Annotated in this window: 19 protein-coding genes and 2 pseudogenes; 8 read left to right on the plus strand and 13 right to left on the minus strand. The window is 57.6% G+C overall.

What is annotated here, in order from left to right:
• Positions 1-385: 385 nt before the first annotated feature.
• Entirely contained in the window at positions 386-2,128 is a 1,743-nt protein-coding gene (locus QMX88_RS21200) for an IlvD/Edd family dehydratase (protein ID WP_282372184.1), read from the minus strand.
• A 230-nt stretch (positions 2,129-2,358) separates the two neighbouring features.
• Here QMX88_RS21200 and QMX88_RS21205 point away from each other — a divergent pair, with 230 nt between their 5' ends.
• From QMX88_RS21205 to QMX88_RS21230, 6 genes are all read left to right on the plus strand, one after another.
• Positions 2,359-3,675 (plus strand): MFS transporter, encoded by a 1,317-nt coding sequence (locus tag QMX88_RS21205; RefSeq protein WP_282372185.1) that lies wholly within the window; start codon positions 2,359-2,361, stop codon positions 3,673-3,675.
• A 51-nt stretch (positions 3,676-3,726) separates the two neighbouring features.
• On the plus strand, positions 3,727-4,719 hold the full coding sequence (gene araD1, locus QMX88_RS21210; protein WP_282372186.1) for an AraD1 family protein: 993 nt from the start codon (positions 3,727-3,729) through the stop codon (positions 4,717-4,719).
• A gap of 216 nt (positions 4,720-4,935) precedes the next feature.
• Positions 4,936-6,261 (plus strand): MFS transporter, encoded by a 1,326-nt coding sequence (locus QMX88_RS21215; RefSeq protein WP_282372187.1) that lies wholly within the window; start codon positions 4,936-4,938, stop codon positions 6,259-6,261.
• A gap of 83 nt (positions 6,262-6,344) precedes the next feature.
• On the plus strand, positions 6,345-6,650 hold the full coding sequence (locus QMX88_RS21220) for a DUF5629 family protein (protein WP_282372188.1): 306 nt from the start codon (positions 6,345-6,347) through the stop codon (positions 6,648-6,650).
• 240 nt (positions 6,651-6,890) lie between these two features.
• The gene (locus QMX88_RS21225) at positions 6,891-8,060 is read left to right on the plus strand and encodes a lactonase family protein (protein WP_192171024.1); all 1,170 of its coding nucleotides are present in this window, start codon (positions 6,891-6,893) and stop codon (positions 8,058-8,060) included.
• A gap of 183 nt (positions 8,061-8,243) precedes the next feature.
• Complete coding sequence (locus QMX88_RS21230; protein WP_074890378.1) at positions 8,244-8,426, plus strand: hypothetical protein; 183 nt, start codon at positions 8,244-8,246, stop codon at positions 8,424-8,426.
• Positions 8,427-8,958: 532 nt separating this feature from the next.
• On the opposite strand, the gene QMX88_RS21235 is transcribed toward QMX88_RS21230, so the two are convergent.
• The 8 genes and pseudogenes from QMX88_RS21235 to QMX88_RS21270 form a co-directional block, all read right to left on the minus strand.
• Complete coding sequence (locus QMX88_RS21235; protein ID WP_282372189.1) at positions 8,959-9,483, minus strand: SMI1/KNR4 family protein; 525 nt, start codon at positions 9,481-9,483, stop codon at positions 8,959-8,961.
• Positions 9,484-10,078: 595 nt separating this feature from the next.
• Positions 10,079-10,679 (minus strand): annotated as a pseudogene (locus tag QMX88_RS21240) (type IV secretion protein Rhs); the annotation flags it as partial.
• A gap of 20 nt (positions 10,680-10,699) precedes the next feature.
• Entirely contained in the window at positions 10,700-11,083 is a 384-nt protein-coding gene (locus tag QMX88_RS21245; RefSeq protein ID WP_282372190.1) for a hypothetical protein, read from the minus strand.
• A 208-nt stretch (positions 11,084-11,291) separates the two neighbouring features.
• Positions 11,292-11,933, minus strand: a complete 642-nt coding sequence (locus QMX88_RS21250; RefSeq protein WP_282372207.1) for an imm11 family protein — start codon at positions 11,931-11,933, stop codon at positions 11,292-11,294.
• Positions 11,860-13,094, minus strand: a pseudogene (locus tag QMX88_RS21255) (RHS repeat-associated core domain-containing protein); the annotation flags it as partial. The gene QMX88_RS21250 and the pseudogene QMX88_RS21255, both read right to left, overlap by 74 nt.
• A 161-nt stretch (positions 13,095-13,255) precedes the next feature.
• Positions 13,256-13,840, minus strand: coding sequence for an imm11 family protein (locus QMX88_RS21260; RefSeq protein ID WP_282372191.1), 585 nt, complete (start codon positions 13,838-13,840; stop codon positions 13,256-13,258).
• A gap of 10 nt (positions 13,841-13,850) precedes the next feature.
• Complete coding sequence (locus QMX88_RS21265) at positions 13,851-18,110, minus strand: RHS repeat-associated core domain-containing protein (RefSeq protein WP_282372192.1); 4,260 nt, start codon at positions 18,108-18,110, stop codon at positions 13,851-13,853.
• 5 nt (positions 18,111-18,115) lie between these two features.
• A complete protein-coding gene (locus tag QMX88_RS21270; RefSeq protein WP_282372193.1) occupies positions 18,116-18,256 on the minus strand; it encodes a hypothetical protein in 141 nt (46 codons plus the stop codon).
• Between the two features lie 547 nt (positions 18,257-18,803).
• Here QMX88_RS21270 and QMX88_RS21275 point away from each other — a divergent pair.
• Positions 18,804-18,995, plus strand: a complete 192-nt coding sequence (locus tag QMX88_RS21275; protein WP_172611274.1) for a hypothetical protein — start codon at positions 18,804-18,806, stop codon at positions 18,993-18,995.
• The gene (locus tag QMX88_RS21280; RefSeq protein ID WP_282372195.1) at positions 18,992-19,222 is read left to right on the plus strand and encodes a hypothetical protein; all 231 of its coding nucleotides are present in this window, start codon (positions 18,992-18,994) and stop codon (positions 19,220-19,222) included. The genes QMX88_RS21275 and QMX88_RS21280 overlap by 4 nt, the downstream gene beginning before the upstream one ends.
• A gap of 34 nt (positions 19,223-19,256) precedes the next feature.
• Here QMX88_RS21280 and QMX88_RS21285 read toward each other — a convergent pair whose 3' ends face one another.
• The 4 genes from QMX88_RS21285 to QMX88_RS21300 all read right to left on the minus strand — a co-directional run bounded on the left by QMX88_RS21285 (position 19,257) and on the right by QMX88_RS21300 (position 25,385).
• Entirely contained in the window at positions 19,257-19,886 is a 630-nt protein-coding gene (locus QMX88_RS21285; protein ID WP_282372197.1) for a glutathione S-transferase, read from the minus strand.
• Positions 19,887-19,888: 2 nt separating this feature from the next.
• Positions 19,889-20,398, minus strand: coding sequence for a peptidylprolyl isomerase (locus QMX88_RS21290; RefSeq protein WP_037013702.1), 510 nt, complete (start codon positions 20,396-20,398; stop codon positions 19,889-19,891).
• A gap of 101 nt (positions 20,399-20,499) precedes the next feature.
• Entirely contained in the window at positions 20,500-24,147 is a 3,648-nt protein-coding gene (locus tag QMX88_RS21295) for an AAA family ATPase (protein WP_282372198.1), read from the minus strand.
• Positions 24,144-25,385 (minus strand): exonuclease SbcCD subunit D C-terminal domain-containing protein, encoded by a 1,242-nt coding sequence (locus QMX88_RS21300; protein ID WP_282372199.1) that lies wholly within the window; start codon positions 25,383-25,385, stop codon positions 24,144-24,146. Before QMX88_RS21300 ends, QMX88_RS21295 begins: the two co-directional genes overlap by 4 nt.
• Between the last annotated feature and the right edge of the window lie 11 nt (positions 25,386-25,396).

The following is a 25,396-nucleotide window of genomic DNA, read 5'->3' on the forward strand; positions in this document are numbered from 1 at the left end:
CATCTTTAGTGGCGGAAAATCAGTATTCGCGAGCAACCTCGCTCCCACGAGACCGTGGGTGACTTGAGATTTCGAGCCATGCCGAGGACCTGTGGGAGTGAGCTTGCTCACGAAGACGCCAGTCCAGCCGCTGGCCATCTAGCGGCTGGAAGTCAGCATTCGCGAGCAAGGTGGAGCGCCACCCCGGTCGCTCCCACGAGACCGTGGCTGACTCGAGATTTCGAGCCATGCCGAGGACCTGTGGGAGTGAGCTTGCTCACGAAGACGCCAGTCCAGCCGCTGGACATCTAGCGGCTGGAAGTCAGCATTCGCGAGCAAGGTGGAGCGCCACCCCGGTCGCTTCCGCAGGGCCGGCGGCGTGGCGCATGCAATCAATGGCTCTCAATCAATGGGAATGCCGTGGCACTTCCGAGCCGCGCATGCCGACCAGGAAGTCGAAGTCGCAACCCTGATCCGCCTGCATCACATGATCGATGTACAGCTGACGGTATCCGCCAATCAGCAGCTGTGGCGGTTCCTGCCAGTCAGCCAGACGCGCGGCCAGTTCCGCTTCCGGGATGTCCAGGTGCAGGCGGCCGGTTGCGCAATCCAGTTCGATGAAGTCACCTTCCTGCACCACTGCCAACGGACCACCCGCTGCTGCTTCGGGCGCCACGTGCAAAACCACAGTCCCATACGCCGTGCCGCTCATGCGCGCATCGGAAATCCGCACCATGTCGGTTACGCCCTGGGCCAGCAGCTTGGCCGGCAGACCCATGTTCCCAACTTCGGCCATGCCCGGATAACCTTTCGGCCCGCAGTTCTTCATCACCAGAATGCTGCTGGCATCCACGTCCAGATCCGGATCGTTGATGCGCGCCTTGTACATGTCGAAGTTCTCGAACACCACCGCGCGACCCCGATGCTTCATCAGCGCAGGCGTGGCAGCGGACGGCTTGAGCACCGCACCCAGCGGCGCTAGGTTGCCGCGCAGCACGCAGATACCGCCATCGGCCACCAGCGGATTGTCGATGGCGCGGATCACTTCGTCGTCGCCATAGATCGGCGAATTCTGCACGTTTTCCCACAGCGTCTTGCCGTTGGCGGTCAAGGCGTCGGGGTGGGGAATCAGGTTGTTCTCGCCGAGACGACGCAACACCGCAGGCAGGCCGCCAGCGTAGTAGAACTCTTCCATCAGGAAGCGCCCGGAAGGCTGCAGGTCCACCAGCGTCGGCGTGCCGCGACCAATGCGGGTCCAGTCGTCCAGTTCCAGGTCCACGCCGATGCGACCGGCGATGGCTTTTAGGTGGATTACCGCGTTGGTCGAACCGCCGATGGCTGCGTTGACGCGGATGGCGTTTTCAAAGGCTTCGCGGGTCAGGATTTTCGACAGCCGCAGGTCTTCGTTGACCATTTGCACCGCCCGCATGCCGGACATGTGCGCCAGGACGTAACGGCGTGAATCGACGGCAGGAATCGCCGCGTTGTGCGGCAGCGACGTACCCAGCGCTTCGGCCATGCACGCCATTGTCGAAGCGGTACCCATGGTGTTGCAGGTACCGGCCGAGCGCGACATGCCGGATTCGGCGGAGAGGAATTCGTCGAGGCTGATCTGCCCGGCTTTATAGGATTCGTGCATCTGCCAGACGATGGTGCCGGCGCCGATGTCCTTGCCCTTGTGCTTGCCGTTGAGCATCGGCCCGCCGGTGACGACGATGGCCGGGATGTCACAGCTGGCAGCGCCCATCAACAGGGCAGGGGTGGTCTTGTCGCAACCGGTCAGCAGCACCACGCCGTCGATGGGATTGCCGCGAATGGCCTCTTCAACGTCCATGCTCGCCAGGTTGCGGGTCAGCATGGCGGTCGGGCGCAGGTTCGATTCGCCGTTGGAGAAGACCGGAAATTCAACCGGGAAACCACCGGCTTCGATCACGCCGCGTTTGACATGTTCGGCGATGGTGCGGAAGTGGGCGTTGCAGGGGGTGAGTTCGGACCAGGTGTTGCAGATGCCGATGATCGGCTTGCCCTGGAACTGATGGTCGGCGATGCCCTGGTTCTTCATCCAGCTGCGGTACATGAAGCCGTTCTTGTCGGCGGTACCGAACCACTGGGCGGAGCGCAGCACGGGTTTCTTGGCGGAATCAGACATAAATCGGCACTCTTATTGTTAGGCTTTATTTGTAAGACTAAAGGCTGCAGGTGCTGACTAAAATAGGCCGAAAATGTCGCGAGTGGAAGAGTTGTAGTCTTAAATAGTAATACTATATAGTCGATCTCAACCGAGGGACGACCCTGCCGGCTTCATCCGCAGCAATGCGCACACGAAGGCAGAGGCGATCCCCGCAGGCTTCCATAACAAAAACAATGAGGACCGCATCCATGAGCCAGGAACTCAGGCTTATTCGTCGCATCACCCTGAAACTCATTCCCTTTCTGATCCTGCTCTACCTGATCGCTTATGTGGATCGCTCCGCCGTCGGCTTCGCCAAGCTGCACATGGGCGCGGACGTCGGCATCGGTGACGCGGCCTATGGCATGGGCGCCGGCCTGTTCTTCATTGGCTACTTCCTGCTGGAAATCCCCAGCAACCTGATGCTCGAACGCTTTGGCGCGCGGCGCTGGTTCGCGCGGATCATGCTCACCTGGGGCGCGATCACCATGGGCATGGCCTTCGTCCAGGGCCCGACCAGCTTCTATGTCATGCGCTTTCTGCTCGGCGCGGCCGAGGCGGGCTTCTTCCCCGGCGTTCTGTACTACATCACCCAATGGTTTCCGGTCCGCCATCGCGGCAAGATCCTCGGCCTGTTCATCCTTTCCCAACCCATCGCGATGATGATCACCGGCCCGATTTCCGGCGGTTTGCTCGGCATGGAAGGCGTGGCCGGTCTGCACGGCTGGCAGTGGCTGTTCCTGTGCATCGGCGCGCCGGCGATTCTGCTCACCTTGCCGGTGTTGCGCTGGTTGCCTGATGGCCCGAAGGACGTGAAGTGGATGGATCCGGTCGAGAAACAATGGCTCGCCGGCGAGCTGAAAAAAGACCTGGAAGAATACGGCCAGACCCGCCACGGCAACCCATTGCATGCTCTCAAAGACAAACGCGTTCTGCTGCTGGCGCTGTTTTATCTCCCCGTCACGCTGAGCATTTATGGCCTCGGCCTGTGGCTGCCGACGCTGATCAAACAGTTTGGCGGCAGCGACCTGACCACGGGCTTCATCTCTGCCGTACCTTATATTTTCGGCATCGTCGGCCTGTTGATCGTCCCGCGCAGTTCCGATCGGCTCAATGACCGCTATGGTCATCTGGCGGTGCTGTATGTGATCGGCGCCATCGGTCTGTTTCTCAGCGCATGCCTGACCGTGCCGGTGCTGCAACTGGCGGCGCTGTCGCTGGTGGCGTTCTCGCTGTTTTCCTGCACGGCGGTGTTCTGGACACTGCCCGGTCGTTTCTTCGCCGGCGCCAGTGCCGCGGCGGGCATTGCGCTGATCAACTCGGTGGGCAATCTGGGCGGCTACATCGGGCCCTTCGTCATCGGCTGGCTGAAAGAACTGACGGGCAATCTGGCCAGCGGCTTGTACTTCCTCTCGGGCGTGATGATCTGCGGCCTGATTCTGACCGGCGTGGTCTACCGTGTTCTGGAACGCAAGCACGCCTTGCCCGAATCGAAATTCGCCGCCAGCGCGCGCGGCTCTCGTTAACCTCAGGCCACTCTGTTGAGTGGCCGTGTAGACCCCAAACAGGAGAACCCCATGCATTTAGTACAGTTCGAACTGGGCAACGGCCAGCGTCGCGTTGGTCTGGTGGACGGTCCGCTGGTGCGCGAAATCCAGGGCGCCACCAGCACTCGTGACCTGGCCCTGGCGGCCATCGACAAGAAGATCTCCCTCGCCGAGCAGGTCGACAGCCTGGGCCTGGGGGATAACCACGATTACTCGCAGCTGCGTGCCGATCTGATGATCCTGCCGCCGCTGGATCACCCTGATCCCGCGCACCTGCTGGTCAGCGGCACTGGCCTGACCCATTTAGGTAGCGCGTCGGCGCGGGACAAAATGCACCAGCAGGGCAATGACGAAGCGGGCATGACCGACACCATGCGCATCTTCAAGTGGGGCCTGGAAGGCGGCAAACCGGCGGCCGGTCAGCCGGGCGTGCAGCCGGAGTGGTTCTACAAGGGCGACGGCAGCATCGTCATCCGTCCGGGCGAGTCGTTCCCGCAGCCGCCCTTCTCCGAAGACGCCGGCGAAGAGCCTGAGCTGAGCGGCCTGTACGTGATCGGTCACGACGGCAAGCCTTACCGCCTGGGTTTCGCCATCGGCAACGAATTCTCCGATCACATCATGGAGCGCAAGAACTACCTGTACCTGGCCCATTCCAAGCTGCGCGCCTGCTCCTTCGGCCCGGAGCTGCGGGTCGGCGATCTGCCGCAGAACCTGGCGGGCACCAGCCGCATCCATCGCGACGGGCAAGTGCTGTGGGAAAAGGAGTTCTTGAGCGGCGAGGCCAACATGTGCCACAGCCTGGAAAACCTCGAATACCACCACTTCAAATACGCCCAGTTCCTGCGGCCGGGGGATGTGCATGTGCATTTCTTCGGCACCGCGACGCTGTCGTTTGCCGATGGCATCAAGACGCAGCCGGGGGACAAGTTCGAGATCAGCCAGCATGAGTTTGGCGCGCCGTTGATCAACGGCATTGCGCCGGCCGAGGCGGTTTTCCGGCCGGGTGGCATCAAGCAGCTTTGATGTCCGGCCCTTGCGGAACGCTTGAATGGCCAGGACTGCACGCGTGGTGGTCCGCCGCGCTGCAGAAATCCTGTAGGAGTGAGCTTGCTCGCGAAGCGGTGATCCAGTCACTGAAAGGGGTGACCGGAATTTGGCTATCGCGAGCAAGCTCACTCCTACAGTGGCTGGCTGCTGCGCTCGATACGACACCCATAAAAACAAAACGAGGTGCGACCCATGACCGCCACTGCCATCCCGCTGGAACGCCTTGATGCCGACGCCCTCGAGGACAGCATCTACCGCAAGGTGAGCTGGCGAATCGTGCCGTTGTTCATCGCCTGTTTCCTGTTTGCCTATCTCGACCGCGTCAACATCAGCTTCGCCAAGCTGCAGATGGCCAGCGACCTGGGTTTCAGCGAAACCGTCTACGGCCTGGGCGCGAGCCTGTTCTTCGTCGGGTACTTTTTGTTCGAAGTGCCAAGCAACGTGCTGCTGCACAAGATCGGCGCGCGGATCTGGATCGCGCGGATTATGGTCTCGTGGGGCATCGCGTCCGCCTGCATGATGTTCGTGCAGACCGAATTCTGGTTCTACACGCTGCGCTTTCTGATCGGCGTGATGGAAGCCGGCTTCGTCCCCGGTGTGCTGTACTTCTTCACCCAGTGGTATCCGGGCTCACATCGGGCGCGGGTGAACTCCTACTTCAAAAGCTCCATCTGCCTGTGCGGGATCGTCGGCGGTCCGATTGCCGGGCTGATCCTCGGTCACTTCGACGGTGTCATGGGCCTGGCCGGCTGGCGCTGGCTGTTCCTGATCGAAGGCATCCCGTCCATCCTGCTCGGCGCCGTGGTGTTCTGGCTGGTCAAGGACCGTATCGAAGACGCCACCTGGCTCAGTGATCAGGAGAAACAGGTGGTGCTGGCGCGCATGGCGAAAGAGGCCCAGCCCGTCGTCAAGCAGACCGTCAAAGACATCTGGAAACACCCGACCACCTACGTGATGTCAGGCATTTACCTGTGTCTGGTCATGGCGCTGACCGGGCTGTTGTTCTGGATGCCGCAGATGATCAAAACCGCTGGCGTGACCGACACCCTGAATATTGGTCTGCTGACAGTGATTCCGTACGTGGGCGCGGTGATCGGCAACCTGCTGATCGGCGCCAGTTCCGACCGCCACGGCGAGCGCCGCTGGCACATGGCGGGCTGCGCGACGCTGACCGCGGCGGGCTATCTGGTCTGTGCGTTGTTTCCCGGGCAACTGGTGCCGCTGATGATCGGCATGACCATGATCATGACTGGCATCATCGCCTGGATGCCGATCTTCTGGACCATCCCGCCGCGCTTCCTCACCGGCATTGCTGCCGCTGCGGGCATCGCGCTGATCAACTCCCTCGGGCAACTGGGCGGGATCATCGCGCCGTTCATGGTCGGCCGCATCAAGGACCTCACCGGCACGGCGACCCCGGCGCTGTTCGCGTTATTCGCCGTCAGCGTGCTGGCCATCGCGCTGATCGTCTGGGGTATCCCGTCGCGCTACTACGTGAAAGAAGCGGTTCAGGACTGACCCTGCGGTCATCAGACGCCGAGGCCAGCGCTTCGGCGTCTTTTCACCTATCATTCGCGCTTTCACTGATGCGAACCACTGCCATGACCACCACACCGCAATCCCTGCGCACTGAACTCCAGACCGCGCTGACCGCCCAGAGCATGATCGAAATCGACGGCCTGCACGCTTTCGAATTCACCCTCGATGAAATGCTCCAGATCGAAAGCATGGACGGCCGCGAGCGCAAGGTCTGGCGCTTCTCCCTGGCGCAGATCGACGCCGCCGAATTCGATGCCGCGTTGCAAAGCTGGGTCATCAACGACGGCAACGCCGACCACCGCATTGTCGTGCTGCAAGGGATTGCGGCGAGTGACGAGGATGACGATGAAGAGGGCGAGCAGGAGTAACCGCGCACTATTGGGCTGCAGTGAATATCGAGGGGACTGATTTATTTACAACGCTTCACCGTAAACCAATCTGTCCCCGGGCGCGCGACGCCCAACCATAAATCAATCCAGCCCCGCCAAGCGCCATGTCCCCGCAGTTTCACAGCACCCACTCGGCAACTACTCTACGCAATACGCTGTCATAGCCGGTGACCATCTGCGTGCACGGCGCGCCAACAACTCCAAAAAGAGAACAGCCCAATGACTCCCAGACTTCTGCCGTGGTTAGCGCTCGCCAGCAGCCTTTCCGCGCTCTCCGTTCAGGCCAAACCCATGACTGATTACGACGTACTGGTCGGTTCCTATACCGCCGGCGCCAGCGAAGGCATTTACCGCTTCGGCTTCAACACCCAGACCGGCCAGCTCGACGCCAAACCGCATCAGGTGATCAAGAGCGACAACCCGTCCTGGCTGACGCTCTCCAAAGACCAGCGTCATATGTTCGCGGTCAACGAGAACGGCCCGGGCCAGAAAGACGTCGTCGGCAAGGTCAGCAGCTACGCTATCGACCCCAAGACCCACGCGGTGTCGTTCCTCAATCAGATCGACACCAAGGGCGAAGAGCCGACCCATTCCAGCCTGAGCCTGGACGGGCGTTTCCTCTTCGTCGCCAACTACGCCGTCCACCCGCAACCGGGTGGCGTGCTGGCGGTGGTGCCGGTCGGCAAGGACGGCAAACTGGCGCCTGTGGTGCAGACCACGACCCACGAAGCGAGCAAGGTGAATCCGGAGCGTCAGGCTTCGTCCCACGTTCACGCGGCGGTACCCACGCCCGACGGCAAGTACCTGATCGCCATGGACCTGGGCGCTGACAAGATGTTTGTCTTCAACTACGACGCCAAACAGCCTCAGCCGCTGAAGCCGGCGAAAGTGCCTTCAGTCGACCTGCCACCGGGCAGCGGTCCGCGCCACCTGACCTTCAGCAAAGACGGCAAGCACGCCTGGCTGACGATGGAAATGAGCGCCCAGGTCGCGGTGTTTGATTATCACGACGGCGTGTTCAAGCAGACCCAACTGGTTGACCTCGCCAACAAGGAAGGTCAGCAAAACCGTGCCGCGGGTGGCCTGCACCCTTCGCCGGATGGCAAGTTCCTCTACGTTGCCAACCGTGGCGAAGTGAACGAGCTGCTGGTGTTCAGCATCGATGCCGCGAACGGCCAGCTCAAGGAAGTCCAGCGTCGCACCGTGGAAGGTAAGGAACCTCGCGAATTCGCCTTCGACCCTAGCGGCCACTTCGTGCTGATCGCCAACCAGAAAAGCAACCAGATCGTGACCGTCCGCGTTGACCCGAAAACCGGTCTGCTGGGCGACACCGTGCAGAAAGTCGACTTCGATTCGCCGTCCGACTTCCATTTCCTCACCGCACACTGAAACCCCGTGACGCTTTGACGCAGGCCCATCCCTTGATTTTCAAGGGCTCTGGGCCTGTATCAATTCAGGTGATAAGGGCTAGTGCCAGAAAAGATTTTTTCCAGAACATCCTCGGGCGTAACTTTCATTCCACGGCCACGACGGTCAAGACTTGAAACGACACACCACAGCGAGGTACCCACCATGAACTTCAATATCTTCTCCATCATCGCCGCGTCCGCCATCTCCGCTACCGTTGCATTGCCTGCCAGTGCCAGTGTCGAAGCGACCGACAAAAAAGTCAGCTCGACCCAGAGTTACACCCCGAAGTACCTGCAACAAAGCGCCAACTTCTACGCCGCTCTGGATCACAAGATTCAACAATGAATGGAAATTCGAAGTGAATCCATTCCCCGTTAACGAACGTATCGTTGCCGGGGAATGGATTTGTAAGAACCTCATGTGAACTGCAACTTTTTGATAATCGGAAAACGCTTTCGCGAGCAACTTCGTCTTCTACAGGTTGATGCGACCCACTGACCATTGCGTGTCAGGCCATGCATCAAGTGCCGGCGAGCTTGTTCGCGAAAGCGCTGAATTCCTCCCCTTTGATCCCCGTATGCTGGATAAGTGATGGGGATTTTTTTGTGCATTGGATTCAAGGGGCGATGCTAATCGGCTAATCATTCCTCATCTTGCCCTGCCGCCGCTCTGTCGGCTTCAGACTCTGTTCTTGTGGGAGCGAGCTTGCTCGCGAAGGCAGCCTTGCGACCATGTCGCTAATCGGCAGACCGTCGAGGTTGAGTTGGTGAAGGTGGCCGCTGCCGTAGCACAGGTGATTCAGGTGCGTATGGCCAACTCAGAGCTCGATATTTGTTAAGTAGTCAGCCGAGTTGGAATCCGAGTTTTTCATAAGGATCTAAACTACTTCTAAACTGACCGGATATCCCCCTAACTGATGAGAAATCAATCTGTAGAATTCTCCTAAGCTCGACGTAATAAAGAAGAGGCTTCCGCTATCATTCCTCTCTGGAAAATCCGCATTTTTAGTAGATTCGCCTTCATGCAGGTGAGTTCGATCCCAGTAATAGACACCATTCCTGTCAGAGTCAGAGTCAGAGACAATCACATAAGGATTACCCCCACCATCCTCGCCGATCGCGATGGCGCTGTTGAGGAAAGCAAGCTCCTCAATAAATTCTTTATTGAACGCCACCACATTGTTGCATTCTTCTTCAGGGAGCCACCCAAATAGCCGATCAAAGCTAATGAATCCCTCTTCGACCGAGCTCAGATGGATTTCTACGTAATCGGGAGCCGCTATAAAAAAGCCATTCATTTTTTGCAAAAAAATGCGGTACTCCACTGGAAAAGACTTGCCTAGCTCCAATTCAACTTGAGCTATATCACTCGCGGTCAGTCCTCTTTTACACACTATAGGCATTTCGTTACCCGCAATAACAAGTGGATTTAATGTTTTTTACCCCGGCTGTTATCTAAACTCGAAAAAAAGTGGTCAAGGCTACTGTCCACCTGACCACTGAATTACTGCACAACCCAAAAAATCAAATCAGACCAAAATACATTTCTAGGAATTTATTAAAACTTGACCACTGCGGCTTTAATTTTCCTTGCGTAAAGTCAATCAGATCTTGCCCCAGTGACAACTCCACCACCTCGCCGCTGACTTTATTATAGAAAAAGCCCCCTTCACCTTCAAAGCTGTCCAAAGGAAGATACTCCTTAGGAAGGTTGAGGGTTTCATGTGCTCGCTTTAAAGCAAGATCATAATTAGAATTCTTAGAAAACCAACACACTTGGTATATCTCTTTTCCCTTTTGGATAAAGGTCGGACCGTCCTCCACGTGAAGGTAAAATTCTGCAAAGTCGGACGACACGTCCACTCCTAATTTTTGGAGTTCTACTTCATATTCAGGGCTCGCATCATCGAACCACCAACCTTGGGCCTTACAAAAGTTAACAACCTTTTCGGAGAGCATTTTATTTATCCACAGTTTGCAGCGGCTCTGGAACCACCAGACCAGCGTAGTCAGCTGGTGATAGCTGTAGCTGACGGTCCGACCAAGCGAATCAGTCTCTTCAACCAGACGCGCGTATTCGTCGTACTTGAATGTCAGACGGTTGCCATCTGGCAGCGTCAGTCCGGTCATGTTGCCGTTGTCATCGATCTCGATCGCGTAACGTTCGCCACCGTAGTCACGGCTGGCGAAGACGCGATGATCTTCGTTGTAGTGCACCTCCAGCCCGCGGCTCAAGACGTCAACCGCCTAGGAAATCCGATTTTTGAAGTCGTAACGGAAATGAAAGTGCTCGCCGTCACTGGTCCAGTGCTCCATCACGCGCGGCTGACCGTCAAGGGTTTCCCGGCGGTAGTTGCAGCTCAGGCCCGGGGCGTTGCTGTGACTGACATCACGCCGTCGGCGTAGCTGAAACGACGCATGGGTGAGCTGACTGTCGTTGTCGTACCGATACTGGACGAGGGTTTCAACGGCCAAGTGTCGACCACGCGTTTGACGTCGGTCAAGCGGCCCAGCAGATGTAGTAATCCAATTGGACGCGCACGCCGCCAGTAGCACTGATGTCAGTGAGCGTGCCGGCGACGATGCACGTGAAATACAGTTCAAATTACTCCGTATTCTTCACAACGATAACTCGACATGACTTCCGCAAAACATATCCTGCAGCGCGTGCTTCAATGCAGATTTTTGATTTTGCGAGTGATCCCTATCTTGAAAAAACTTAGCCACATGGGTTCTCGCCCCGAAGAATTCCGCAAATTCAGGTCTAACTACTAATTCCAACCTATCGGAGTGGTAGGAGATTTTTTCTATCGCGTTAGATCTCTCATATTTAGCTTCATCTGTTAGAAGCCCGATACCATCATCCACGGTAGCGTTATCTTCATCATCCAAGCGCGTAATGATGATGAAGTTTGAAGGGTTTTCGGGATGATCGCCTAAGCCAATGGTCATAACTCCATTTTCTTCATAACTTCTTATAGTAGATGCGACAAAGCTTTTCATTGATGATTCCTCAGTTAGCCGCAGGCATCCGATCGGCTTCGTCGTAGGCGTTGTCCTGCCGTGCATCCTGATTCACCTTAATTCCATACTTCGTTGCAGCTGCTCCGCCCTATCGCCGTGGCCGATTTCATCAACCCACCTCATATGCCCGTCCAAGCTGCAGCTACCCTAGCCCGTCAGAGCGCTGTTGGTTGTGACGCATTACTATTCAAAAACTGTTCTGTACCATGCGATCTTTAAATTGAACACCAACTATTTGATTTGATTCGAACAGCAGCTTCACCCGCTCAACTGCCAGCATGACCGTAAAATCCTCTTCCGCCCGAAACATGTCAACAGCCGGAGAAATGTCTTTATTAAGCACAATCTCCGTGTATTTTTTTGGACCATCGGAAATATAACTCAACAAAGGCTCACACCTTGAATTTTCCGCATCAAAAGCTGCCAACCTATTTGTAATGTTTAAGACTTTATAACCCTTATATTTCTTACCTTCGATATATATATCGGCATCAATGTACTGCAAGCCAGAAATGTTGGACCCTACTAAAATATCGTAAAGCCTAGGACTAATAAAATTAGGACCATCGCTGAAAAGAAAGTCAAATCCCAGAACCCTATCTAAACTTACGCGCTTGTCTAAGCGAAACTCTAAGGCCCAATTACCATTCACCTCAGTGCCAGTCTTTAGTTCTATCGAATCTTGCCCCGTCAAGACCTTACTCTTGAACCAGTAACTTTCCGGATAGGTATCCGATATTTGCATAATAAAAGTCTTAACCACAGGTAGTTCCCCTAACTGAATTCTTATTGAGCATTGTTTTTCCAGATCGCAGACCTTTTCGCTCATCAGCAATCACGCTGTCGACCGCCTTACTGTATCGCTCTTTTGTCCATCCATTCCTCTGACCATAGTCATGCACCATATCAAGCTTTTGCTCAACCGAAGCGGTGTATTGGGCGTGAGATCCTCTGTGAATTGTTCTTGTGGGATGATATTCAGCGTCAGTGGGTAAATAGATTATATTTCCTGTCTTATGAATGTTCATCCCCGCAGACCTGATAGCGCCATGTCCAGATAGCTGTTGTGGAGTAATGTGGTGCTTCTGGAACCCTGCAATGCTCGGCATAGCGTTATAAGTAATCCACCCAAGAGGGTCCAACCACCCTGTTGGATTAGGGGCATATTTGTAAAGATTATCCCCACCCGCCAACCCAATTGGGTCCTGCGCAATAAACCGGCCCACCTCCGGATCGTAATACCTGAAAGTGTTGTTGCAGGTGGGTTTCTTGGTCAAAGTACTGACCTTGGAAACGTAGGTTCTGCTCAACTTCATCCACCGCAAGCGACTCGATCTCACCCCACGCCTTGTAGGTCGCCTGGCAGACAATCTGGCCATCCACATCCGTCATCTCCAGCGGCGTGCCGATCTGGTCGGTGTGGAAGTAGTAGAGCTTTTGTTCTGGCTCACCCTCGTTTTGGTCAATCCGGGCAAGTAGCGCATAGCTGCCCGGCTCGTAAATATAGAGGCTACTCTGCGCCGGCGTTTCCTCACGCAGCATCCGCAGGCCTTGCCATAGGAACTGCCTGTGCTCGGTTTGGCCCTCGATCTCGGACGTCTTCCCAACTCGGCGACTCAAGCTGTCATACCGATACGTGCCGACGCTGTGCACTTGGCTGTTAACCATCGTTTCCGCGCGCACAAGCCGGTTTTCGCAGGCTTACGTAAACGTTTGCAGTTTCCCCAGCCCGGCCCGCTTCTCAATCAGGTTGCCGCACGTACCGTAGGCATATTCCTGATGGCGCAAGCGCTTTCTCCGGTTGTTCTTCGCCTGATCAACCTGCTGGCATTGAGGTTCACCGGTTGGCTGCAGTGACGTCTTAGCTTTTCGCTGTCGACGAGCTTGGCTGTACCGAGACTTTGCAGCTGGTTGTTGCATATCGGTATTTAATCTCACGCCGCAGTTTGTCGAGCGTACGACTTAACTCGCCTGACGGGTCGGATCCATAATCCGAAGAATCGAGCTATGAGGGTGTGAACGAGAAAAGTTTGCGTGAGAAGACCCACAGCGTGAGGTGTGTACGCAATCATAATTATTAGTCTGACCGTTTAGAAGCTTCCGTGTTGGTTGTCGACTACTTCTGGATGTAAGGCGTTCTGATGCGCCCAGTTAGCAAGCCGGTTGGACATTCAGCTTAACGCCATTTCTTTTTGCACTTTCAACCACTGCCTCCGAAATAAGCGGATCAATCCATATTATCTGATCAACGAAAAGAAAGTCATTGTTATCAGCTTGCCGCTCGACAATACAAAGTTTTTTAATACCTCGCGCTAGATATTCAGGCGATAGCTCTTCATGAGAAAGCTTCGCCAGTACCATGTTTTTTCCTGAATAATCAGAATTCTGATAATCGAAACATCTCACCTTGAAGTCTTGATGGATAAGGAAATATTCTGCTTCAACCGCTTTACCGTCATGGTACATTAAATTTACAGGATGAATGACAAGGGAAGTCTTAAATTCATCTAAAACCTTTCTCATTGCAGCAGAGATAAAAAAGGCTCCGCAACTGGTCAGAAAGAAATCAGAATCTATTTTCTTTACTCGCCTGTCTAACGTTAGTCGAATCTTAGTTTCAGCCGGCAAAACCTCCTTGCCGACCTGATAATAATTAGTTAGAGGTGGAGAAAACTCCACATCTCCGTCGATAAACCTGCCATTTATATCTTCATGGCGAAGAATAAAATATTTCATAGTTTCACCTTTAGCAAGTTGAACGGCTTCCTTTAGGCCTTAAGTCAGTATTTTGCAGGCGCAGCTCATCAGCCCCTAAACTCATCCTCATGCTTCGTTCGACTGCTCCAATTTTTCTGAGAATTTGCTTATCAGAAGCCTTAGCAAGATCCCCGACTTTTTGCTCTGAGATCAGCAATCTAGTGCGCGCAGCTTCATAGTAAGATCCTAAATGCCCACCGCTATGTAGAGGCTTCCCTGATGCCAAAGATTCCGCAGCACTAGTCGGAAGTCCTACACCATTGCTGGCCCCATTTGGATTGTAGATGCCTCTCTTCATTGCTTCTTGTATCAGATTAGATCTTTTTAGCACGTTGGTTGGGATAAGGTGATGAGCAGCGTAACCACTAGGCACTACGCTGCCCGCCTTAGCCATTGCGGATGCAAGTAGTTGGCTCGGTGATAAACCGTGTGGATCGACCCACCCTAAAGGGCTTGGGGCATACGTGTATAGGTTTTCTCCGCCAAACAGCCCCACGGGATCTTGAGTAATGAACCGCCCCACCTCCGGATCGTAATACCTGAAAGTGTTGTAGTGCAGGTGGGTTTCTTCGTCAAAGTACTGACCTTGGAAACGTAGGTTCTGCTCAACTTCATCCACCGCAAGCGACTCGATCTCACCCCACGCCTTGTAGGTCGCCTGCCAAACAATCTGGCCATCCACATCCGTCATCTCCAGCGGCGTGCCGATCTGGTCGGTGTGGAAGTAGTAGAGCTTTTGCTCTGGCTTACCCTCGTTTTGGTCGACCCGGGCAAGTGGCGCATAGCTGCCCGGCTCGTAAATATAGAGGCTACTCTGCGCCGGCGTTTCCTCACGCAGCAGGCGCAAACCTTGCCAGAGGAATTGCTTGTGCTCGGTTTGGCCTGCAATCTCGGACGTCTTCTTAACTCGGCGACCCAAGCTGTCATACCGATACGTGCCAACGCTGTGTACCTGGCTGTTAACCATAGTTTCCGCACGCACAAGCCGGTTTTCGCAGTCGTAGGTAAACGTCTGCAGCTTGGTTAACCCTGACCGTTTTTCAATCAGGTTGCCCCACGCGTCGTAAGCATATTCCTGATCGCGCCATTGCTTGATGCGGTTGTCTTTCACCTGATCAAACTGGCTGGTGTTGAAGTTCAGCCGGTTGGCCGCAGAGTCGTACCGGAACTCTTCGCTATCAACCAAGCGGCCAGTATCACGACTGTGCAGCTGGCCGTTCGCTTCATATTCGTATTTGATCTCGCCGCGTAGTTTGTCGAGGGTGCGGGTCAGTTCGCCAGCCGGATCGTAGTGGTAGCGGCGGTGGATAGGGTTGTAGGCGTGTTCGATCAGCAGGGTGTTATTGCCGGGGTTGTGGATCTGCGACAGCTTTTCCGCCGGAATAGTCGATGCAAACTGCCAGCTCTTGCGCCCCATCGCATCGTAACCAAAACAACTGGTGAGCTTACCTTGCGTGCGATAAACCTCTCGATGCAGGTCATCGCGCTCCATGTCGCTGAGGAGCAAACCGTCGAGGTTGAGTTGGTGCAGGTGGCCGCTGCCGTAGTACAGATGATTCAGGTGCTGACCAGTCGGCAGTGTCAGCGTGGTCAGATTGCTGAGCGGATCGTATTCGTAGGCCAGCGCGCCTTGCGATGTGGTTTCTTTGATCAACCGGCCCAGCAGGTCGTAGGCAAACTCCAGTTTCTCTTCGCCAATGCCAAGCTTCTTACCAACCGAGGTAGGCAACCGCTCAATCGACAACAGCCGGTCTCCCTCGTCATAACTGTAATCCTGCCGCGCATCCTGATTGACCTTGGCCAGCAACCGTCCAATGACATCGCGTTCAAATTCAGTACTGCGCTGCGGCCGCTCCACCCTGTCGCCGTAGCCGATTTCATCCAAGCGCGTCAGATACCCACCCAAGTTGTAGGTGAACCGACGCGTCAGATTGTCGATACGCTTTTCTTCGATCAGTCGATCCGACGCATCGTAGGCAAACTCATAAGTCGCATTGTTTTCGTTGACCAGCGCGGTCAGCCGAATCGCTTTGTCGTGCTCATAGCGAATGCGTTGTCCCTTTGCATCCTGTCGGCTGCTTGGCAAACCGCGTGCAGTACGCAGCAAGCGCGTGGTCTGTCCCTTGCCATCGGTGTGCGTCAGCACCTGGCCAATGGCGTTGTAGGTAAACGACTCAGTCGTACCATCCGGATGCTCAATGCGCAGCACTTCGCCGTCGGGTTTGCGCTCAAGCCGTGTGGTCTGGTTCAGCGCATCTGTCATGGCGATCAGGTGGGACCTGTCGTCGTAGGTGTAAAAGGTGCTTTTGCCGGAGCAATCCTGAAAACGCTCGACCTGAGCGAACGTGTTCCACCAGAGATATTTCGACTTGTAGGTCGCGTCGATAATCGTGTGCGGCAGGCCGTCTTCGCTGTTGAGGTACTCGGTTTTGTGGCCGAGTGCATCGACTTCTGCGATGAGATTACCTTTTTTATCGTAACGGGCTTTCCAGGTGCTGCCGTCTGGGTAAGTGACCGACGAAACCAGCGTTGTCAGGTGGTGATAGCTGTAGCTGATGGTCCGGCCGAGCGGGTCCGACTCCTCAACCAGTCGCGAATATTCGTCGTACTTGAGCGTCAGATGGTTGCCATCGGGGAGCGTCAGCCCGGTCATGTTTCCGGTTTCATCGATCTCGAGCGCGTAACGCTCGCCACCGTAGTCACGGCTCGCAACAATGCGATGATCCTCGTTGTAGTGCACTTCCAGCTCACGGCCCAAGACGTCAACCGCCCAGGAAGTCCGGTTCTTGAAGTCATAACGGAAATGAAAGTGCTCGCCGTCGCTGGTCCAGTGCTCCACCACGCGGGGCTGACCGTCAAGGGTTTCCCAGCGGTAGTTGCAGCTCAGGCCCAGCGCGTTGCTGTGACTGACCATCACGCCGTCGGCGTAGCTGAAACGGCGCATGGAATCACCGTTGCGGTTGATCACTTCGGTGAGCTGACCGTTGTCGTCGTAACGGTACTGAACGAGGGTTTCGACGCCCAGGTTCTCGACCACACGTTTGACGTCGGTCAGGCGTCCCAGCGGGTTGTCATATTCCAGATGAACGCGCACGCCGCCAGTGGCACTGATGTCAGTGAGCGAACCGTCGACGGTGTAGGCGAAATGCAGAAAATGCCCCAGGGCGTTTTCGATGCGCTGGATCGGCGCGGGCGTGTTGTCGTCCGGGACTTCGCCAAAGTAGAAGAAGATGTTGTCGAGGGTTTGCAGCAGGTAATGCCCGCCCTCGGTGCAGACCAGATAAACCTGTTCATGGGGGTTATAGATCCGCTGGCCCGGTTCGACATTCACGAAAGGAACGGTTCGACCCTGATTATCGCTGAGGTAAACGAAGCTGCCTTTGCGGCGCAGGCTCTGTTCCCAAGGCAGGATCCAGCCGCGACCCAAAATGCTGTCTACGGCCAGATCGCTTGCATAAAACCGCGACCACTCAATTGGCATCAAACCGGGCAGGCTGAAATCGACTTCATCGGGGATGAATTTACGGCCTGTGGTCAGATCAACAGGGTTGCCTGCATGACCACCGACCGCACGCTCAATGGCGGGGCCCACTACATATCGGCTGGCGACTTCGCCCGCGACAAAACCTGCGGTGAACTTCATAACGCACGGCATGACTGCTTTCATGCCTGCCTGGGTGCCTTGCTTGATCAGTTGGGCAATGCCGCCGGCAGCACCGGCCACCGCCATCAGTACATCAACGGTTGTGCGCAACCAGCCTGGAATTTCATCGTCGACGGGTAAATAACGGTAGGTACCGCCGCCAATGAATACGTTATCCGAGCCGCTGGAGATGGTACTGCCACAGGTGAGCTTGTCTTTTTTGCGCGCCGCCGCGGTGCCGTTGATGAAGACGTTGGTGGACCCCTCGGCCACCTGCGCGGGCGCCCCCGGATGCTTGCTGCATGCGCCTAGACTTTGGGCAACATGCGCCGCTTGGCGACTGTTAACGAAGACGTTGGGCGAAGCGGTTACGATCGTGCCGGAAGGGGACGAAAATAAACTACCCAAGGCTTCTCCCGCAGCAGTGAGCAGGCTACCTCCAACGCCTGCTGCCATCCCTGCGAGAAGCGCAACGCCAAAACCACAGGTGAAGGTGGCGATAGCAACTGTGGCCACCAGTGCAATGCCCAACGCAGCGCCGAGGAGAAATCCTCCCAAGGCACCAGTGTGCGATATTTCATCACCAAACCGAGCGGCTTCAAACATGAGGGCTACTCCTGTTCGCTGGCGTCGGGCACGGGCTGGCCGTTTTGCATTTTGGCGAGCAAGTCGATCCGGTTCTGATTTTGCCCAGCACTCTTGAACAGGCGCCGGTTCTGGGGCGAGAGCAACGCGGCAAGGTCCATCATCATATAAATCTCCTTGAAGGCACGGGGCGGAACGCTACCGCCATGCTCAGCAACAACAGGTTACGAGCCTATCTGGCGCTGACGCCGTTTTTGCATGACCGCTTACGTCCACGCGCAAACGTCGTCACAGTCTCAAATTCGTTACAGATGTTTCAGCGTGCCAAAGAAGACACTCATGCACCTCGCCCTGTCAACTCGGCGCGTCGATTCACCCACTCACACGGCTTTAAACATCGGAGGAATCGTCGCTAAAAAGTTGATGACGCGCCAGGGTGCGAGGTCGCAGTGAACGCAGTTGCATTCCTACTGTTACGTAGGACGAAAATTACAGATGGGGTCGACTTGGTGCAGATTTTCACGGCCTATTCGCGAGCAAGCTCGCTCCCACTTGGATTGATGTAAATAGGACCAATGCGTTGGTCTATCAACCCGATTAACTTCTTAAATAATCAACCCCATCGATCTTTTGAATCGCCAGCCATCGTTTTTTAACCCGCGCAACTTCAAGCATTCTGGGCGCCTGAAACAGACACGTCCCGGAGCTTCAATCATGGCCACTGCCATCCTCACTTCAATCAAACACGGCGCTTATACCGCCATCGCGTTGTATGTGGTTTTCATCGCAGTGGTTACCGTCATCAGCACGAACCCACAACTCAATGCCCCGTCGCAGATGTCGACGCAAACAGCGTCCGTTGAACTCAATCGCGCGGCTGTTCAGTCCCAGGGGCGTGCGTCGTGAAAGGCGCGAACTTCTGGGTGATTGTGTTCTTCGCACTGATCAACAACGGCTGCTCATTGCTCGGCCATGGCGAGGGGTCGGTTGGCGGTGTGGCGCGCAGCATGGAGTTCAAGACCGAGGTCGCTGAAGCGGTCGAGATGCAGCGCTCGCAGAAGCTCAATACGGGTAATCCGCCGCCACGGCACAGCGAGATGATTTCACCGATCTTTCAGTTGGACGTGGTGTAGCGAAGTGGTGGGGCTATTCAGCAACGCGCTGCAATCAGCGCTTGGCCATTGCATTGATGAACAGGTCCGAGGCGAGGAAGCGCTGTAACCAGCGTTGCAGGTGGGGGTAGGGGCTTTGCCAGAACCAGTCCGCATCCACCGCGCAAAATTGCCGTATGAACGGCGCTATGGCGATGTCGGCCAGGGTCAGTCGATCGGCGATCAGAAAGTCCCGTGACGTCAGTAATTCGTTCAGCCTGCGCAGAAACCTCTCACCCCGCTGGCGGTATTCTTCCTGCGTGAATTCGGGATAACGCACGGCGTATTTGTAGTGATCCAGATCCTGTTTGAAGCGGCTGTCGTTTTCCGCGATCAGCGCGGCGATCTGTTGCTGACCTTCGACGTTGCGTGCGAGGGACCAATCGTCCGGGTCATGCTGCGCCAGCGCCCAGCCCATGATGTCCAGGCTCTGCTCCAGCACCCGGTCTTCCAGCACCAGAACCGGCACAGTGCCCTTGGGTGATCGTTCGAGCATTTCAGCCGGTTTGGCCTTGAGGCTGACTTCCACGGTGTGCACCGGTACGCCGCAATACCCCAGCGCCATGCGAGCGCGCATGGCGTAGGGGCAGCGGCGGAACGAGTAGAGCGTCGGCACCGTCGATTCAGCGTGAGGCGCCGACGTCATGCTCAAGCCTCGGTCAGTTCGCCGCAATCGGCGATGACGACTTTCTTGCTGGTGCGGCCGGATTGCGAACCCAGCGCTTCGATGGCCTTGACCACGTCCATGCCTTCGATGACTTTGCCGAAGACGACGTGTTTGCCGTCCAGCCACTCGGTGACGATGGTGGTGATGAAGAACTGGCTGCCGTTAGTGTTCGGGCCAGCGTTGGCCATCGACAGGTCACCTGGGGCGGTGTGCTTGAGGGTGAAGTTTTCGTCTTCGAACTTGTTGCCGTAGATCGACTTGCCACCGGTGCCGTTGTGGTTAGTGAAATCACCGCCCTGCAGCATGAAGTTCTGGATCACGCGGTGGAACGACGAACCCTTGTAGCTCAGGCCGTCGCCTTTTTCGCCGGTGCACAGTGCGCGGAAGTTTTCAGCGGTTTTCGGAACGACGTCGTTGTGCAGCTCCATGACGATGCGGCCCATTGGCTCGTCGTTGGCAGTGATGTCGAAGAATACTTTTGAGTTTGCCACGTGGTTTTACCTTCTTTCGAGTTTGGCGCGACTGTCGCGCAAGGGATACAGGGTTGCACAAAAACGCCATCAGGCGCGTCCGTGCGTCGTGAAAAAACGGATTAGCCGCTGCTGACCTCGACGGAGCTCAGGCCATTGCCCTGACGCCGCACCTGAATCTGCACGGGGATTCGCTCGTGCATTTCCTGCACGTGGGAGATGACGCCGACCTTGCGGCCCTGGGCCTGCAGCCCGTCGAGGGCGTCCATGGCCAGTTGCAGGGATTCGGGGTCAAGGCTGCCGAAGCCTTCATCGATGAACAGCGATTCAATCTTCAGCGTGCTTGAAGCCATGGACGCCAGGCCCAGCGCCAGGGCGAGGGACACCAGGAAGGTTTCACCGCCCGAGAGCGAGTGAACCGAGCGCAGTTCGTCGCCCATTTCGGTGTCCATGACCAGCAGGCCGAGCATGCTGCCGCCGCGTTTCAGGCGATAGCGACGCACCAGCTGCTTGAGCTGCGCGTTGGCGTGGTGCACCAGCAGATCCAGGTTGTAGGCCTGGGCGATCTTGCGGAACGTATCGCCGGTGGCGGAGCCGATCAGCGCGTTGAGCCGGGCCCAGCGCAGATATTCAGCGTGTGCGTGGGCGATGCGCTCCTGCAGCTCGCTGCTGGCGTCGCGACGGCGGTTGTCTTCGCTGACCTGGGCGCGCAGGTCGGCGCACAGTTGATCTTGAATCACCGATTGCGCCTGCGCTTCGGTCAACGCGGCCAGTAACTGCTCGGCGTCGCCACTGTCGCTGTGCTGGGCCTGATGCTGCTGCAACTGCGCCGCGCGCTCTGCCACCAGAACCCGGGCTTGCTCCAGGGCTTTTTCGCTGGATTGCAACTGCTGACGCAACCCGCTGACGCTGTCGTCGCTCATCCCCAGCAACACCTCAAGCGCGGCATCGTCGAGCTCGCTGTGGCTGGCGCGCCACTCGGCGATCTGCCGTTCGAGTTCTCCCAGCTCCTGTTCAAGGGCCTGCAAGCGCTGTTGCTCACCCTCCAGCTCTGCGGTGAGCTTGATCAGTTCGCTGCGTGCCGTTTGCAGTGCATGGGCGATGGCGTTTTGCGCCTCCCGCGCCTGCTCGACCGCCTGTTCAAGGGCGTGCTGCCAGCGCTCGGGTGACGCGTGGTCGCCGAGGGTCTGCGTCAGTTGCTGTTGCACCGTCTGGTGTTGCTGCTGACGGGCATCGAGTTGAGCCTGCAACTTTTGATGTTCTGCCGCGCGACTTTGCTGGGCGGCTTGCTCGCGCTCGAGTTTTTGCGCTCGCTCGCTGTGATCCTGCAGCTCGGTCTTCTGCTGATCGAGCTGCTCGACACGGGCGGCAATGTCGTTGTCCAGCTGCATGAAGCTCTGGGTCGCCGACTCGCGCCACTGGCTCAGGCTTTCGGCAGGCAGCAGCGGCTCAAACTCCTGCAGCGCCGCTTCGAAGCCCTGATTGTCGAGGGCGATATGGCGTTGCTGATCGTCCAGCAGCTTCATCGCCTGCTGACTGGCCTCGCGCGCATCGAGCACCTGCCGTTGCAGGGACTCGGCGTCCCGCTGCACTTTCAGCAGACGGGTCTGCCGCTGTTCGGCGCTGTGAATGTCCTGGGCCAGCTGATGCAGGCGTTCGCTCAGCCAGTCGCCGCGCAGGTGCTCGGGTTGCTCCAGCAAACGCGGATAGACCGGGTGAGCTTCCAGTTCAGGCGCCAGTCTTTCCAGCTGTTCGGCCAGTTGGTCCTGCTGCGGTTTGGACTGCTTGAGCTGGTTATTGAGCTCGGCGACTTCGGCGCGCAGCTCGGCGAGCTTTTCACTGAGCTGCCCGACGGTTTGCCGGGCGCGTGCTTCTTCGCCGTCGTCGTGCCCCGACAGCGCTTCAAGCAGCGCGGCGGACTGGTGATAGGGATGTTCTTCGCTGCCGCACACCGGGCACGGTTGCTGATCGACCAATTGCTCGCGCAGTTGCTCGACACTGGCGCTGCGGGCCAGGCGCTGGCGTTGCAGCAGTTCAACGGTGACCTTCAGCGCCTGCTCGGCGGCTTCGTGTTCGGCCTTGAGTTTCAGGCCCTGAGCGATGCTTTGGGCGCGACGCTCGGTGGCCTGCTGCTGGCGGGTTTGCACATCGAGCACGCGGCCGGCGACGTCCTGATGGCGCTGCCACAGACGTTCAAGTGAGTCGCTGGCGCCGTGCTGCTGGCGGTTGTCCTGCAGCAGTTGTCCCAGCCGTTCGATCTCGTGGCTGACCGCGTCGGCCTTAACCTCGGCGTCGTCGTACAGCGCCTGCAACGCGCTGCGGCGCTCGCTTAGTGTCTGCTCGGCGAGGGTGGCGCTTTTCTCTAGCTGCGGCAGCTCGGCACGTCCCTGAATCAGGCGGGCGCTGAGCTGCACGGTTTGCTGAAGACGCGGCCGGTAGGCGCTCCACGACTGACTCAACGTAGTCAGCGACGCGCTCTGCTCCAGCTGCTCGGCGATGGCCTGCAAACGCGCTTCGACCTGGCGTTGCTGCTCGGCCAGTTGATCGAGGGTCGACTGACCTTCGGTGCTGGCCTGCTGCGCGGCACGCGTCTGCTCGCCGAGTTGTTGCAGTTCCTGATTCAGATGGTTGAGCTGCGCCTGCTGCTCGAACGCTTCACTCAGGGCCGGCCGCGCATTGAGCAGTTGTTCCTGCGCTTGCTGCAACGCGCCGTCGGCGCTGATGCGTTTGCTGTCCAGGTCGGCGATGCGCCCATCAAGCCCGGTTTGCTTGAGCTGATGGGCCTGAATCGCGGCGGTCAGCGGCGCGAGCTGAGCCTGAAGCCGGGCGCGCTGACCGAACAGATGCCGCTGCGGCGCCAGACGCTCCAATAACGCGAGCTGCTGACGATCGGCACTGTGCGCGTCCCACGTCTGCTGGGCGCTGGCGAGCTGTTCGTTGGCCGCCTGATGGCTGTCGCGCAGGCGATTCAATTCCTTGAACCACTGTTGCTTGAGCTCCAGCTGGCGCAGGTACGCCTGTTGCAGTTTCAGCTGCTGCTGGGCGTCGTTGAAGCGCTGCTCAAGCTCGGCGCGCTGCTCCGGCTCCAACGGCGTGAGCGTGCCGGCCTGGGCCTGAAGGGTTTTCAGCGCTTCTTCGGCTTCCTTGCTTTTGCTGTAGGCGCGGCGGCCCAGCTGGCTGTAGATCGCCGTGTCGGTGAGCTTCTCCAGCAGCTCGCTGCGGTCTTTGTCGTCGGCCTTGAGGAAGGCGCTGAACTCGCTTTGCGCCAGCATCACCGCCCGGGTGAACTGCTCGAAGTTCAGCCCCAGTCGCGCTTCGAGCAGGGTCTTGTACTCGGTCTTGTTCTGCGTGCTGAGAATCTGCTCGCTGTCCAGGTCGATCAGTGTCTGGCGGCTGGCCTGGAGTTTTTTCGTGGCGTTTTCGCGGGCGCGGTTGGCTTCCCAGCGCGCGCGATACCGGCGCTTGTCGATGCCGACGAAATCCACCTCGGCGTAACCGCTGCCGGTGCCGCGACGCAGCAGGTTGCGCGGATCGTTGGTGCTGATATCCCCGTCGATCTCCGGCACGCGGGACTGGCCGATATTGTTCAGCCGGGGAATCGCGCCGAACAGCGCCAGGCACAGGGCATCCAGCAGCGTGCTCTTGCCCGCGCCGGTGGGGCCGGTGATGGCGAACAGGCCGGCGCTCGCGAGGGGTTCGGCGGTGAAGTCCAGCTCAAACGGGCCAGCCAGCGAGGCGAGGTTTTTCAGGCGAATGGCGAGGATCTTCATGGCTGCTCGCTCTCCAGCCGCACGTCCTGAAGCAGGGTCGCGAAGTCCTGCAGCGTCTGTTCGTCGACCTCGCTGCCGTAACTGTCCTGCCACGCACGGCTGAACAGTTCCTGCGGGCTCAGTTGGTCCAGCTCGATCAAGTCTTGATTGGCGTCTTCATCGCGACCGCCCTTGCCGGCGTATTCGGCGGCGATGCGCACCAGTCGCACGGCCTTGCCTTCCAGCGCGGCCTCAATCTGGTTGCGAAGATCCGGCTGCGGCTCGTCCAGGCGTACGCGGACTTCGAGCCACGGTTGACGGTCGACGTCGGCCAGCAGGTCGATGTCCGGGAGATCCCGCAGTTGCAGCAACAGCTCGGCCAAGCTTGCCGGGCCGACCCGTTGCAGGTTCACGGCGCGGGGGATCAGCAGCGGTTTGACGCTGACCAGTGTGTCGCCGTCGCACTCGATTTCGAGGATCTGGTGCTGGTAGCCGATTTCCGAAAACGACAGGGGAATCGGCGAGCCGCAGTAGCGAATGCGGTCTTCGCCATTGATTCGCTGGGGTTTGTGCAGATGACCCAGGGCCACGTAGGTGATGCTCTCGCCGAACAGGCTGGCGGGCAGGGCTTCGGCGTTGCCGATGATCAGGCTGCGTTCGGAGTCTTCCGACACCGAGCCGCCGGCCATGTGCGCGTGGCTGATAGCGATCAGCGCCTGGCCTTTCTTGCGCCGCTGGTTTGCGGCGGCGATGAGCATTTCGTGGACCTGCCCGATGCCGCGCAGATAGTTATCGCCCAACGCGGCGCCGGTCACTTCGGCGGGGCGCAGGAAAGGCAGCGCCAGGCACCAGCCGACGACTTTGCCCTTGGCATTGCTCAGTGGCAGCAACAGGCGATCGACGTCGAGCACGCCATCGTCGAGCCAGAGCACCCGGCCCAGGGCGTGGGTGCGCAGGCGTCGCATCAGCGGCGCGGGCAGTTCGATGCGCGAGCCCGAGTCGTGGTTGCCGGCGATCATGACGATGGTCAGCTGCGGGTTCTGCTCGTGGGCGCTGACGATGAAATCGTACAGGCGCTCCTGGGATTTGACCGTCGGATTGACCGTGTCAAAGATGTCGCCGGCGATCAGCAGGACATCCGGTTTGCGCTCGGCCAGACGGGCCAGCAGCCAGGTCAGAAAGCTGGCGTGCTCGAAATCTCGCTCCTGACCATGAAGGTTCTGGCCGAGGTGCCAGTCGGAGGTGTGGAACAGACGCATGGGGGTACCTT

The organism is Pseudomonas sp. PS02290, assembly GCF_029960075.1.
Classification (GTDB): domain Bacteria; phylum Pseudomonadota; class Gammaproteobacteria; order Pseudomonadales; family Pseudomonadaceae; genus Aquipseudomonas.